At 62.7% G+C, this 13,350-nt stretch carries 14 protein-coding genes and 1 tRNA gene; 9 read left to right on the top strand and 6 right to left on the bottom strand.

Annotation, left to right across the window (positions count from 1 at the left end; all coding sequences use genetic code 11):
* Position 1 precedes the first annotated feature (1 nt).
* Entirely contained in the window at positions 2–442 is a 441-nt protein-coding gene (locus tag NKJ01_RS06125) for a TadE/TadG family type IV pilus assembly protein (protein WP_352726809.1), read from the top strand.
* On the top strand, positions 432–836 hold the full coding sequence (locus NKJ01_RS06130; protein WP_352726811.1) for a TadE/TadG family type IV pilus assembly protein: 405 nt from the start codon (positions 432–434) through the stop codon (positions 834–836). Before NKJ01_RS06125 ends, NKJ01_RS06130 begins: the two co-directional genes overlap by 11 nt.
* 175 nt (positions 837–1,011) lie before the next feature.
* Here the strand turns inward: NKJ01_RS06130 and NKJ01_RS06135 are convergent.
* From NKJ01_RS06135 to NKJ01_RS06145, 3 genes are all read right to left on the bottom strand, one after another.
* Positions 1,012–1,086: transfer RNA gene (locus NKJ01_RS06135), tRNA-Glu, on the bottom strand.
* A gap of 177 nt (positions 1,087–1,263) precedes the next feature.
* Positions 1,264–2,508 (bottom strand): YcbK family protein, encoded by a 1,245-nt coding sequence (locus NKJ01_RS06140; RefSeq protein WP_352726813.1) that lies wholly within the window; start codon positions 2,506–2,508, stop codon positions 1,264–1,266.
* A 215-nt stretch (positions 2,509–2,723) separates the two neighbouring features.
* Positions 2,724–4,559, bottom strand: a complete 1,836-nt coding sequence (locus tag NKJ01_RS06145; protein ID WP_352726815.1) for a PHA/PHB synthase family protein — start codon at positions 4,557–4,559, stop codon at positions 2,724–2,726.
* Positions 4,560–4,561: 2 nt separating this feature from the next.
* On the opposite strand from NKJ01_RS06145, the gene NKJ01_RS06150 reads away from it, so the two are divergent.
* The 3 genes from NKJ01_RS06150 to NKJ01_RS06160 are packed head-to-tail and all read left to right on the top strand — an operon-like array spanning position 4,562 to position 7,676.
* Positions 4,562–5,050 (top strand): hypothetical protein, encoded by a 489-nt coding sequence (locus tag NKJ01_RS06150; RefSeq protein ID WP_352726817.1) that lies wholly within the window; start codon positions 4,562–4,564, stop codon positions 5,048–5,050.
* A 45-nt stretch (positions 5,051–5,095) separates the two neighbouring features.
* Entirely contained in the window at positions 5,096–6,313 is a 1,218-nt protein-coding gene (locus NKJ01_RS06155) for an LL-diaminopimelate aminotransferase (RefSeq protein WP_352607046.1), read from the top strand.
* 49 nt (positions 6,314–6,362) lie between these two features.
* Entirely contained in the window at positions 6,363–7,676 is a 1,314-nt protein-coding gene (locus NKJ01_RS06160; RefSeq protein WP_352726819.1) for a homoserine dehydrogenase, read from the top strand.
* Here NKJ01_RS06160 and NKJ01_RS06165 read toward each other — a convergent pair.
* Positions 7,673–7,993, bottom strand: coding sequence for a hypothetical protein (locus NKJ01_RS06165; RefSeq protein ID WP_352726821.1), 321 nt, complete (start codon positions 7,991–7,993; stop codon positions 7,673–7,675). The genes NKJ01_RS06160 and NKJ01_RS06165 overlap by 4 nt on opposite strands.
* A gap of 202 nt (positions 7,994–8,195) precedes the next feature.
* Between NKJ01_RS06165 and NKJ01_RS06170 the strand changes: the two genes are divergently transcribed.
* From NKJ01_RS06170 to recJ, 4 genes are all read left to right on the top strand, one after another.
* Entirely contained in the window at positions 8,196–8,363 is a 168-nt protein-coding gene (locus NKJ01_RS06170) for a Thivi_2564 family membrane protein (protein ID WP_352607197.1), read from the top strand.
* A gap of 206 nt (positions 8,364–8,569) precedes the next feature.
* Complete coding sequence (glpX, locus tag NKJ01_RS06175) at positions 8,570–9,553, top strand: class II fructose-bisphosphatase (protein WP_352726823.1); 984 nt, start codon at positions 8,570–8,572, stop codon at positions 9,551–9,553.
* 73 nt (positions 9,554–9,626) lie between these two features.
* Complete coding sequence (locus tag NKJ01_RS06180) at positions 9,627–9,836, top strand: DUF6434 domain-containing protein (RefSeq protein ID WP_352726825.1); 210 nt, start codon at positions 9,627–9,629, stop codon at positions 9,834–9,836.
* A gap of 205 nt (positions 9,837–10,041) precedes the next feature.
* Complete coding sequence (gene recJ, locus NKJ01_RS06185; protein WP_352607203.1) at positions 10,042–11,826, top strand: single-stranded-DNA-specific exonuclease RecJ; 1,785 nt, start codon at positions 10,042–10,044, stop codon at positions 11,824–11,826.
* 6 nt (positions 11,827–11,832) lie between these two features.
* On the opposite strand, the gene NKJ01_RS06190 is transcribed toward recJ, so the two are convergent.
* Together NKJ01_RS06190 and hisI are read right to left on the bottom strand one after the other, a co-directional pair.
* Positions 11,833–12,798 carry a patatin family protein gene (locus NKJ01_RS06190; RefSeq protein ID WP_023757566.1) on the bottom strand — a complete coding sequence of 322 codons (966 nt, stop codon included), beginning with the start codon at positions 12,796–12,798 and terminating at the stop codon, positions 11,833–11,835.
* A gap of 84 nt (positions 12,799–12,882) precedes the next feature.
* A complete protein-coding gene (gene hisI, locus NKJ01_RS06195) occupies positions 12,883–13,344 on the bottom strand; it encodes a phosphoribosyl-AMP cyclohydrolase (RefSeq protein WP_352726827.1) in 462 nt (153 codons plus the stop codon).
* Positions 13,345–13,350 lie beyond the last annotated feature (6 nt).

Consider the following 13,350-nt stretch of genomic DNA (forward strand, 5'->3'; position numbering starts at 1 on the left):
CGTGGAACGCCGATCGACGCCGATCCTTGGCGATGAAGCGGGCGTTGCGGCGGTCGAGTTCGCGCTGGTCCTGCCCATCCTTTGCCTCGTGCTGCTTGGTATTCTGGACGGCTGGTCCTACGTAACGAGTTCGCTGTCGATGCGCGCTGGCGTGAAGACTGCGGCGAACTTGATCATGGCAGGATCGACCAACGATACGGCGACGCAGGCCGTTGCCATTTCTAGTTGGGAGAATCGGCCCGAGGACGGTCAGGTCACGCTAAGCCGGATCTACATGTGCGGGACGACCGTGGTCGACGTTTCCACCATGTGCAGTGGGCCGAAGGCGCCATCGGTCTATGTCCAGATCCAGGCATCGGCCACCTGGGTGCCGCCCGTCGCCTTCGGTGCCTTTTCCGGTTCCAGCACCATCGGCCACCTGGAGGTGATCCGTGTCCGCTAAGACGAACGCGTTCAGTCAGGACCGGTCGGGCGGGGCCGGGTTGGAGTTCGCGCTGATCGCGCCCTTCCTCATCATGCTGCTGTTCGGGATCTTCGCCTTCGGCTGGTCGATGCACTCCGTGTCTAGCGTTCGCTATGTGTTGGAGACATCATCACGCTCGCTGCAGCTTAAGAACACGCTGACCCAAGCCGACATACAATCGATCGCCACGCAGAAACTGCAGGCCCTGGGTTTGACGAATGTGAATGTCACGATCGCCATCGATCCGGCGAGCGGAGGCTTCCGCATGGCGCATCTGACCGCCACCTATGCCTTCGTCATCGACTTCCCTTACTTCAGCAACTTCCCGGTCAACTACGCGACCACCGTTACCGTGCCGCTGGTCGGCAGTTAGGCTGCCCGGTTTGGGAACGCGGCGGTCGCACCGCCGTCCTGTGTTTCTACCAACCCGTGAAGAGGGCGCCTTAACCGGCGGGCGCCCCTTCTTAGTATAGGCTCTTGCCGCAATGCCGCCTTTGTCACGGTCGCGCCAACCGGCTGGCACATTGCAAGCTGCGTTTGGAAAGTTCTGGTACGCCCAAGGGGAATCGAACCCCTGTTACCGCCGTGAAAGGGCGGTGTCCTAACCGCTAGACGATGGGCGCGCTCAGACGAAGCGGCTTATACTGGCGTTGCGCGCAACCGGCAACCCGTCAGGCGCCACCTTGGACAACTTTTTTCCGGCTTGTAAAAACGGCACATTCGCCAGGGCTGGGCAGGGTGCCAGCATGACTTGGCGATCAGTGGCTGCTAACATACTTCCGGCCCGTGAAATCGCGCCGCTAGCCGTCGTCGCCGCCGCTGCGCCGGCGGCAACGCCAGTTCCAGTCGCGCTCTGGGCCGACGTCGACGTGGACGGATTCTGTGTGGCAGTAGGTGCCGACGCCGCCACGGCCGGGCATGGTTCTGATGTAGCTCGCCAATTCCCATTTCGAAACGCCGGGGACCTGGATGTCGGCGGCGGCGCAATACATGTGCAGCGAATTCTTGGCGCCGTTGGCGCGGCGGTTGCGAGCCGGGTCGCGATAGCCTGAGGTCACCATCATCTTGCGGCCGTAGTGGCCCTCGATCGTCTTCAGCACGCGGACCAGCGACGGCTTCAGGCAGGCCACATCGACGCTCTCGTTCTGCTTGAGCAGCCCGTTGGGCGCCAACCGGGCCATGCCGGCGGCAGACGCAACCTGATAGGAGCCGCCGATTGGCCCCTCGTCCTCGTTGAGGTCGACGTCGCTTTCGTCGTCGAGGCCGGACTTGCGCTTGATTTCGAACAGGGCCGTCTGGCGCACGCCGGGCAAGGCATCACTACCGGTGATGTGGCCGGTCTCGCCGCCGGTCGAAGCCAGTTGCACCGGCTTTTCCGCGGAATTGGCCGAGGCGAGCATGATGATCGGCTTTGCCGCGGCTGGCGCCGGTTTGGCCTGCATCGCTGGCTGCCCGCCCGACCGGGTGTTGATGAGCGGCGTCGCCGAAGCAGGCGTGGCGCCAAACATCGAGGCCAGGAAGCCTCTTTTCTTCGGCGCGTCGGGCTGCGGCATCTCGCCAGCCGTCACATAGACCGGATTGTTCATGACCGGAGCGGCTGTCGGCTTCGGCGCATTCACGCCGGCATCGGCGGCCGCGATCTTTTCGGCGACCGCGTCGCTCTGCTGCGTTGTCTGTGCCTGCTGCTGCAAGGACTGAGGAGTTTGTCCGACAATCGTTTCGCTGCCGGCCGGAGTGGTCAGCGGAAAGGCGGCTTGGGGCTTGGCCATCGGGACATAGGCGATTGTCTCGGGAAGTGTCGTATCGCTGGCCGTCATCACGGTCGTCTGCTCGGTCGTGACCTCGGACGAATCGGCTGCGGCGGTCGGCGTGGCGCCAGAGGCCTTATTAATGTCCGATGCCGTGGCATTATAGCCGGGCATTCCAACCGACATCGTCGGGTCGCCAGCCGAGGTGCAGGAGGCCAGAAGCAATGAGCAGAGCGCTGCCACGATGGCGTGGCGTTCTCCCTTTGCGAGGCTCCATCCTGCTGATTTCAAAGTCAAAATCCCCCTCGATGCCCGGTCGGTATATCCCTGGTGCGGCAGCGATACGCCGTGTCAAGGTGACCTTTGTCTCCGATCCGGAAACGAGACTTGTGTCAAATCCGCAAGCCTGGAAGTATTTTTGCAGTGATTGCCGAATTGCGGCTGCTCAACGGTTGACTACACCATTTCGCCCGCTTTTACCGGTGCGTCAACTCACCAGACATTACAGTCCGTTACACACGCACCTTCACATAGGTGCCAGGAGCATCCCCTAAGGTTTTCATATGCTTGCCGGGTTTACGGGCGGGCACACGGGTGTTGTCCTTGGCCTCTATCCAGTCTTGCCAGTGCGGCCACCAGGAACCTGGATGAGCTGTGGCCTTGGCTGTCCATTGGCCGAAGTCGCCTGTCGGCATATCGCCGGTCCAGTACTGGTATTTGTTGGATGCCGGCGGGTTGACGACGCCTGCGATATGACCCGATCCGGCCATGACGTACTCGACCTTGCCGCCGAAATATTTCGAGCCGAGAAACACCGAAAGCGCCGGCGCGATGTGATCTTCCTTGGAGGCGAGGTTGTACACTGGAATGGTGACGTCTCTGAGCGAAACCGTGTGGCCCGCCAGTTCCATCGTGCCGCGCGAGAGGTTGTTCTCGAGATAGCAGTTGCGAAGGTAGAAGGAGTGATTGGCCGCGCCCATGCGGGTCGAATCGGCATTCCAGTAGAGCAGATCGAAGGGCAGGGGATCCTTGCCACGCATGTAGTTGTTGACGACATAGGGCCAGATCAGGTCGCCGGACCGCAGCATGTTGAAGGCAGTCGCCATCTTGGTGCCGTCGAGATAGCCCTTTTCGCTCATCGACTTTTCTACCGCCGCGACCTGCTCTTCATCGACGAAGACTTTCAGGTCGCCGGCATGGGTGAAATCGACCTGCGTGGTGAAGAACGTCGCCGACTTTATTCGGTCGTCGCCTTCGCGCGCCATCAGCGCCAGTGCTGCCGCCAAGAGCGTGCCGCCGACGCAATAGCCGATCGCATTGACGTCGCGTTCACCGGTGGCCTTTTCGACGGTGTCGAGGCCGTATTGCAGGCCCTCGCGGATGTAAGCCTCCCAGCCCTTGGTGCCGTGGCGCTCGTCCGGGTTGACCCAGGAGATCACGAAAACGGTATGGCCCTGATCGATCGCCCAACGGATGAAGGATTTCTGCGGGTTCAGATCGAGGATATAAAACTTGTTGATCCATGGCGGGCAAATCAGCAGCGGTCGCTTGAGCACCGTCTCGGTTGTCGGATCGTACTGGATGATCTCGGCGACATCGCTGCGGCCAACCACCTTGCCTGGGGTGGTGGCGATGTTCCTGCCGATCTCGAAAGGCGAGTAGTCGGCCTGGCGCAGCTTCAGGTCGCCCTTGCCGGCGGCGATGTCCTCGGCCAACATCTTCATGCCGCGCACCAGGTTCTCGCCGTTGGAGGCGACGGTTTCGCGAAACAGTTCCGGATTGGTGAGGATGAAATTCGACGGCGAGATGGCGTTGGACACCTGCTTGACGTAGAAGCCGGCCTTGTGGCGGGTATGCTCGTCCAGACCTTCGGCGTGTTCGACCAGGTCGGCCGCCCAGCGCGAGGTGACGAGATAGGCCTGCTTGAGAAAATCGAAGAACGCGTTGCGGCCCCATTCCGGGTCGAGGAAGCGCTTGTCGCCGCGCTCCGGCTTGACGGCATCTTCGGTGGCTTCCGCGGCCTTGCTGGTGCGCTGAATGGCGTTGGCCCAGACAGTCATGTAGCCGGAGAACAACCGCGTCTGCGCTTCCAGCGCGCGCTGCGGATCGGACAGCCAGTATTCGCTGAGCTTGGAAAAGGTCTTCACCATGTCGACGACCGGCTCGGCGACATGATCGCGCACCTCGCCTTTTTCGCGGGGCTCAGCCCAGGCGGAAGCGGCCTTGCCGGCCTGCTCGATCATGCGCGCCACGTTCAGGGCGAAGCGTTCCGGGTCCTTCACCAGATATTGCTCGACGGTCGAAGGCTCGTCATCTTCCGCTTTGCCCGAATCGGGTGTTTTGGACATGGTTGGCGGGGTTCCTCCCGAGGCCTTTTCTTGACATATTAACATGGGACATCCGACCGGGTCCAATCTCGCTCTACATCGGCTGCCAAGGAAACAATATGACGATTAATATTGGCGAGACTGTTTTTTTCGGCGCCGGACGTTTTTGCCGCATCGGTGCGGCGATTATCCTGATGGGGATGGCCGGATGCTCGAGCACCAACAGCAGCGGCCCGACGCCGATTGCTGTAAGCGCGGGACCGAAGGATACCGGTACCTTTCCGAACCTGAACATCAAGCCGCAAGTGGCGGCGCCGCAGTTCACCGAAGCCGAGAAGAACGCCAAGCTTGCGCAATTGAAGGCGGATGAGAATTCGCAGGCGGCAAAAGGCGGCAGTCCGAAGGTCGCCGATCAGGCGGCGCTGACGGAGCTAGCCAAGAAGCACGGCGACGAAACGTTGAAGCAGATCGAAGCCAAATGCGACCCCGCCCTCGACCCTACCTGCAAATAAGTATATAGCGCGCGCCCAATACCCCTTTTGCTGTCTGGAACTGCCATGGAAGAATTTCACAAGGTCCGCCGGCTTCCGCCTTACGTCTTCGAGCAGGTCAATCGGCTCAAGGCCAGCGCCCGTTCGCGCGGCGCCGACATCATCGACCTCGGCATGGGCAATCCGGACCTGCCGACGCCCAAGGCCATTGTCGACAAGCTGTGTGAGGTCGTGCGCGATCCGCGTACGCACCGCTATTCCTCGTCGCGCGGCATTCCGGGCCTGCGCCGCGCCCAGGCCAACTATTACGCTCGCCGCTTCGGCGTGAAGCTCAACCCCGACACGCAAGTGGTGGCCACGCTTGGCTCGAAGGAGGGCTTCGCCAACATGGCGCAGGCGATCACCGCGCCGGGCGACGTGATCCTGTGCCCGAACCCTACCTATCCGATCCATGCCTTCGGCTTTATCATGTCGGGTGGCGTCATCCGTTCCCTGCAGGTAGAGCCGGACGACGGCTTCATCCCGGCGCTCGAGCGCGGTGTCAAGCATTCGATCCCGAAGCCGCTGGCGCTGATCCTCAACTATCCGTCGAACCCGACCGCGCTGGTCGCCTCGCTTGATTTTTACAAGGACGTGGTCGCCTTCGCCAAGAAGAACGACATCATCATCCTGTCCGACCTTGCCTATTCGGAGATCTATTTCGACGGCAATCCGCCGCCTTCGGTGCTGCAGGTGCCGGGCGCGATCGACGTCTGCGTCGAATTCACCTCGATGTCGAAGACCTTTTCCATGCCCGGCTGGCGCATGGGCTTTGCGGTTGGCAACGAGCGCCTGATCTCGGCGCTGACCCGGGTAAAGTCGTATCTCGACTATGGCGCCTTCACGCCGATCCAGGTGGCGGCGGCACACGCGCTCAACGGCGACGGCGCCGACATCGCCGAAGTTCGCGACATCTACCACAAGCGCCGCGACGTGATGGTCGATGCCTTCGGCCGCGCCGGCTGGACCATTCCGGCACCGGCGGCATCGATGTTCGCCTGGGCGCCGATCCCTGAGCCGTTCCGGCATCTCGGCTCGCTCGAATTCTCCAAGCTGCTCATCGAACATGCCGACGTGGCGGTGGCGCCAGGTGTCGGCTTCGGCGAACATGGCGACGATCACGTGCGCATCGCGCTGGTCGAGAACGAGCACCGGATCCGGCAGGCCGCGCGCAACATCAAGCGCTTCCTGGCGACCAGCGCCAAGCAGCCCAACAACGTCGTGCCGCTTTCCGCTCACCGGTAAGCTTGCAGCCGCGGACAATTTCGATCTGACTTGAGGGACGTCGCCGGACATGGCTGAAGCATTGCGTGTTGGAATAGCCGGTCTCGGCAACGTCGGCGCATCGGTGGCGCGCGTGCTGCGCGACAAAGCGGCGGAACTGACCCGGCAGTGCGGGCGCGATATCATCGTCACCGCGGTCTCGGCGCGCGACCAGAAGCGTGATCGCGGCGTCGATATCAGTGCGGCAACTTGGTTCGACGATCCGGTCGAGATGGCCCAGATCGCCGAAATCGACGTGTTCGTCGAACTGATCGGCGGCGACGAGGGGCCGGCGCGCCTGTCGGTGAAGGCGGCACTCGAAGCCGGCCGCCATGTCGTCACCGCCAACAAGGCGTTGCTCGCCAAGCATGGCGTGGCGCTGGCCGAGATCGCCGAGAAGCGCGGCGTGCTGCTCAACTACGAGGCGGCAGTGGCGGGCGGCATCCCGGTCATCAAGACGATGCGCGAGGCGATGGCCGGCAATTCGGTCACCCGCGTCTTTGGCATTCTCAACGGCACCTGCAACTATATCCTGACCCGCATGGAGGCCGAGGGCATCTCGTTCGACGCCTGCCTGAAGGACGCACAGCGGCTGGGCTATGCCGAGGCCGATCCGACCTTCGACATCGAGGGCCATGACACTGCGCACAAGCTGTCGATCCTGACCAGCCTTGCCTTTGGCACCAGGATCGCCGCCAACGACATCTACATGGAAGGCATTTCCAACATCTCCCAGGCCGACATCCGCGCGGCGGGCGATCTTGGCTACCGGATCAAGCTGCTTGGCGTCGCCCAGCGCACCGACAGCGGCATCGAGCAGCGCGTACACCCGACCATGGTGCCGACGGCCTCAGTCATCGCGCAGGTGCATGGCGTCACCAACGCGGTGGCGATCGAAACCGACATTCTTGGAGAGCTGCTGCTGTCCGGTCCCGGCGCCGGCGGCAATGCCACTGCATCGGCCGTCATCGGCGACATCGCCGACATCGCCAAGAGCCGGCCCGGCTTCCAGCATGGCCCCGTGTTCGGCCGGCCGGCGAAGGAGCTGAAGCCCTACAAGAAGGCGCAGATGCGCAGCCATGCCGGCGGCTACTTCATCCGGCTGACCGTGCATGATCGCATCGGCGTGTTCGCGGCAATAGCCAAGCGCATGGCCGACAACGACATTTCGCTGGAATCGATCGTTCAGCACGCGGTCAACGGTGAAGCGGCGGCGCAAAAGACGGTGATCCTCGTCACCCATGAGACAACGGAGGCCGCCGTGCGCAAGGCCGTCGACGGCATCACCAAGGACGGCCATCTGACCGACAAGCCGCAGGTCATCCGCATCGAGCGGGCAGGCTAGTTCCCGCCCGATAGCCGCGTCCGACGGCTAGCAGCCGCGGCCGACCGGAACGAATTCGTGCCGGCGCCGTTCTTTTGGTCAGCAATCAAAGGAACCGCTTCATGGCCGACACCAACAAATCCGATACCCCTGATATCGACGTCCAGAAGACGCTGGAAAAGCAGATCGCCGAACTGCGCAAGGAGATCACCAAGATCAACAAGAGCATTTCGGCACGGGGCACGGAAATGCTCAATGACGCCAGCGAGCAGGCTTCCGAGTTCTACGACACGACCCGCGGGTCGCGAACCGCGCAACAGCTGCGCACGCACGCCCATGCGGTCTCGGAAGTCGCGCGCGAAAATCCCGGTACGACGACGGCCGTGGTCGGCGTGATCGGTCTGCTCGGCTTTATGGCAGGGTTCGCCATTGGTCAGTCGATGAACGATACGTCGCGCCCCAGGTACTTACCCCCGCGCGACACGGCCGGCGTTTCCGGCTTATTTCCCTGTTTTAGCACGTCTTTTGGAGGAGGGTACCATGGCTTCGTCTGCCTTGATCGGCATCCTGATCACCTTTCTGGTGATCATCCTGGTTCTCTATCTTGTCCAGCGCTTGCCATTGGATGGCAGGACGCGGCAGATCGTCCGGATCATCGTCACCATAATCGGCATCATTTCGCTGCTCAAATATCTCGCAGTGTTTTAGGCCGAGAACGGCGCGATTTTTCACCTTTTGAAGGTCGGTGCGGTCCGCAGCGAGCGCGCGGATGTCGTTTCAGATTGCAGTTTAATCGATTGATATTGCTATCCTTTCGGACAAAACTATTGGCAGGTCTTGCCGTTGTCATGCTCGTTTGACAAAACAGGCCCGCCTCCGGCGGGAGGCTGTATTGCCAACGAGGAAATCACCAGATGAATGTGGCCCAGAACATCGTCGCCGGTCTCGACCGGATACTCACCATGGAGCTGGTGCGCGTCACCGAACGGGCAGCAGTCGCCGCCGCCAAGCTACGCGGGCGCGGCGACGAAATGGCGGCTGACCAGGTCGCCGTGGATGCCATGCGCCAGGAGCTCAACCGGCTTGCCATCAAGGGCACGGTGGTGATCGGCGAGGGCGAACGGGATGAGGCGCCGATGCTCTATATCGGCGAGGAGGTCGGCACCGGGAAAGGTCCGGCCGTCGATATCGCGCTCGATCCGCTGGAAGGCACGACCATCTGCGCCAAGAACCTGCCCAATGCGCTCGCGGTTATCGCCATCGCCGAGAAGGGTAGCCTGCTGTTTGCGCCCGACGTCTACATGGAAAAGATCGCTATCGGTCCGGGCTACGCCGACGGGATCATCGACATCGATGCCTCGCCGGCGGAAAACATCGCCAATCTCGCCCGGGCCAAGGGCGTCGCCGTGTCGGACATCACGGCCTGTATCCTCGACCGGCCGCGTCATGCCAAGCTGATCGACGACGTGCGCGCCACGGGTGCTGCGATCCGGCTGATCGGCGACGGCGATGTCGCCGGCGTCATCCACACCACCGATCCCGAGGAAACCGGCATCGACATCTATCTCGGCACTGGCGGCGCACCCGAGGGCGTGCTGGCCGCGGCCGCGCTGCGTTGCACCGGTGGCCAGATGCAGGGCCGGCTGATCCTCGACACGCCGGAAAAGGTCGCACGCGCGGCAAAGATGGGTATTTCCAATCCGAAGCGGGTCTATCGAGCCGAAGACATGGCGCGCGGCGACGTGTTGTTCGCGGCCACCGGCGTCACCGACGGCAACATGCTGGCAGGCGTCAAGTTCGGCCACAACTATATCACCACCCACACGATCGTGCTGCGCTCGTCGTCGCGGACGGTGCGCGAGATCAAGGCCCGTCATCAGGACCTGGACAAGTTCTGACGCCCGCTTGCGAAGCCACCTTGCAATTGTTAGCCAGTTGGGCGCATCCGATGCCGGCTGCAAGGATTTGACGATGAAACCGTTCGACTGGCACGCGGATCCGATTTCGCGCGCCACCGCCATCACGAAGTCCTATCGCAGTACCCAGAACGTGCGCCGCTTTCTCATCCGGGAATGCGGCGATGCGTTCAGGTTCGACCGGCCTTTCATGGCCTGGCTCAAGGACGGTGCGGAAAAGACGATGGGCGATGCGGCCGACGAATGGCTGCGGGCGCCAGGCTGAAAAGCGGAAAGCGTAGTTTTCTTGAAATCTCCCGGGACGGCGCATCACCGCGCACCACTTGGCCTTGCCTGTCTTTGGCCTAATGCGCGTCGCGTTCACGCGACGCGCATTAGGTTGTTGTTTATGCATGTCGTTGTCCCAAAACCGCTGCATACTTTTGGGCGACATGCATTATCGTGCGGCCAACCATGAGTTGGCAAAACGTATGACCGGCGAAAAACGCCTCTTCCTCGATGTCAGGCAGTCGGTATCCGGGGTTTCCTGGGAACACCGGCTGACCGAACGCCAGGACATGATCGCGCTTGCCATCGCGCAAGGCCATGGCGTGCCCGACATCGTCGCACGGGTGCTTGCCGGGCGCAGTGTCACCGCCGAGCAGACCGAGCGGTTTCTCGACCCGACGATCCGCGATCTTCTGCCGGATCCAGCATCGCTGACCGACATGGACAGGGCGGCGGCCCGCATCGCCGCCGCAGTGATGGCCAGGGAAAAGGTGGCGATCTTCGGCGACTATGATGTCGACGGCGCCGCTTCGTCGGCCTTGCTGAAAAGGTTCCTTGCGCATTTCTCGGTGCCTTCGGAAATCTACATTCCGGATCGCATTTTCGAGGGCTATGGTCCCAATCCAGACGCAATGCGTGAATTGGTCTCGCGTGGCGCGACACTGATCGTCACCGTCGATTGCGGCACCAACAGTGCCGTTTCCATCGATGCCGCCAACGAGGCCGGGGCCGATGTCGTGGTGCTCGACCATCACCAGGTCGGTGGTGCCTTGCCGGCGGCAATTGCCGTCGTCAATCCCAATCGCGACGACGACCTTTCCGGGCAGGGCCATCTCTGTGCCGCCGGCGTGGTCTTCCTCGCCCTTGTGCAGACGGCCAGGATCCTGCGTGGCCGGATGGCCGATGCCACGCCGCCCGACCTGCTTTCGCTGCTCGATCTCGTCGCCCTTGCCACCGTCTGCGACGTGGTACCGCTGACCGGCGTCAACCGCGCCTTCGTGGTCAAGGGACTGCAGATGGCGCGCCAGCAGAAGAACGAAGGGCTTGCTGCGCTCGCACGGGTCTCGCGTATCGGCGAGCCGGTCAGCACCTTCCATCTGGCCTATCTGATCGGCCCGCGCATCAATGCCGGCGGACGCATCGGCGATGCCGCGCTCGGCAGCCGCCTGCTTGCGACCGACGACCCGGTCGAGGCGCGCAGTATTGCCGAGACGCTCGACCGGCTCAACCAGGAACGGCAGCTGATGGAGCAGGAGATGCTCGCGGCGGCACGTGTCGAGGCCGATGCCGAGCTTGCCGGCGGCAATGGCCCTGCCATCGTCGTCACCGCCAGCAACACCTGGCATCCTGGCATTGTCGGTCTGCTTGCTTCACGGCTGAAGGATCATGCGCGGCGGCCTGCCTTCGCCATTGCCTTCAATGCCAACGGAACCGGTACCGGCTCGGGCCGCTCGGTGTCGGGTTTCGACCTCGGCCGGCTGGTGCGCGAGGCGGCCGATGCCGGGCTGATCGTCAAGGGCGGCGGCCACGGCATGGCGGCGGGCATCACCGTGGAGCGGGCGAAGCTCGGCGAGCTCAGGGCGTTTTTCGAAGAGCGGGCGGCGGCCGATGTGTTTCGCCTGCAGGGCGAGGAAAGCCTGGCGATCGACGGTGCGCTTGCCGCCGAAGGCGCGACGCTCGGCCTTCTTGACGCACTGGAAAAGGCCGGACCCTTCGGTGCCGGGCATGTGGCACCCGTCTTCGTGCTGCCGCGTCACCGACTGGCCGATGCGCGGCCGGTCGGCACCAACCACATCCGCGTCGAGCTACAATCGGAAAGCGGCGGCCGCATCCAGGCGATCGCCTTTCGCGCCGTCGATACCGCACTCGGCGAATTCCTGTTCAAGAACCGCGGCAAGACAATCCACGTCGCCGGTTCGTTGTCGGGCAATTACTGGAACGGCAACCGCACTGTGCAATTTCGCATCACCGATGCGGCGCGGGCATGACGTCGATCAGGCGAGAACCGTTTGCAGCCGGGTCAGTTCGCCGATCTGCGCCATCGTCGCCTGATAGCCGAGGCTGATCGCCTCGTCGGCGCGATGGAATTCGGTCAGGCCGATATGGCTGAGCTTCGGCTGCAGTGACATGTCTGGCGGATCGCCGGCAAGCCTGGCGCGCGAAATCCGGTCCTGGATGATGTTGAAAGCCTCGACCATGACGCCGGTGATGCCGAGCCGCGTCTGGTGCGACTGGCGCTCGGTGTCGACCTGGCCGGGCTTAGGCGCGTCCTTTTCGACGACCAGTTCGCCGGCACTATGCTTGATGACGGCGGCGCGACCGAACAGATCGTAGTGAAGGTTGACCGCCACGACGAGTGGCTGCTCATAGGCGCGGCAGACCGAAACCGGAACCGGGTTGACCAGCGCGCCATCGACGAGCACGCGGCCGTTGCAATTCACGGGCTCGAACACGCCGGGCAGCGCATACGAGGCGCGCATGGCGGTGATCAGCGAGCCACTTGAAAGCCAGATTTCATGCCCCGTGCGGATTTCGGATGTGACGGCGACGAATGGCCTGGCCAGGTCCTCGAAACGAATGCCGGCCATGTGCTCGCGCAGCCGGGCGTCGAGCTTCATGCCACCGAAAAGGCCGCTGCCGCGCAGGTTGAGATCGAGCAGGCCGAAGATACGTCGCTTGGTCAGGCTGCGGGCGAATTCTTCGAGCTCGTCCAGTTTGCCGGCGAGATAGCAACCGCCGACCAGCGCGCCAATCGAGGTGCCGGCGATCATCGAGACTTCGATGCCGGCTTCGTCAAGCGCACGCAGCACGCCGATATGCGCCCAGCCGCGGGCGCAACCACCGCCCAAGGCGAGCGAAATGCCGGTTTGACTTGCTGTTTCCGATGCGCCGCCGGAGGAGGACAGGCCGTTGGCCTCCCTGACATCTGGTCTGTTACGCAATGACGCCCACTCGAGCATCAAGATCTCCCTTGTCCCGGGGCTAATATACAGGCGGGCCGTATCGAAATCATGAATTTGTGTCGCTGGTGTCAGGCAGAAGGTTCAAACTGGTGGTTTCCGATATGTGTTTTCCGCATCGAACAGCGGCTTGTTGCCGTCGTCGGCAAGCGTCCCCTTGCCATCGACAAGCCTCACCGTCCGATAAAAGCATGAACGCCGGCCGGTGTGACAAGTTGCGTCGTGGCCCAACACTTTGACGCGCAACCATATGGCGTCCTGGTCACAATCCGTGAGCACGTCGACAACCTGCTGGAAATTGCCTGATGTTTCGCCCTTTTTCCACAGCCCATTGCGCGAGCGCGACCAGTAGTGAGCGATGCCGCTCTCCAGCGTCAGTGCCAGCGCCTGCGCATTCATGTGAGCCACCATCAACAGCATACCGTCTGCGGCATCGGTGACGACGACGGTGACCAGGCCGGCTGCGTCGAAGCGCGGTGAAAACACCGCGCCTTCCTCCAACGCCTTCTTGTCTGACGGAGCTTTCGGAAATTCCAGTGCCGACATCGCCGG

It is taken from the genome of Mesorhizobium sp. M0276, assembly GCF_040321755.1.
In the GTDB taxonomy this organism is placed as follows: Bacteria; Pseudomonadota; Alphaproteobacteria; order Rhizobiales; family Rhizobiaceae; genus Mesorhizobium.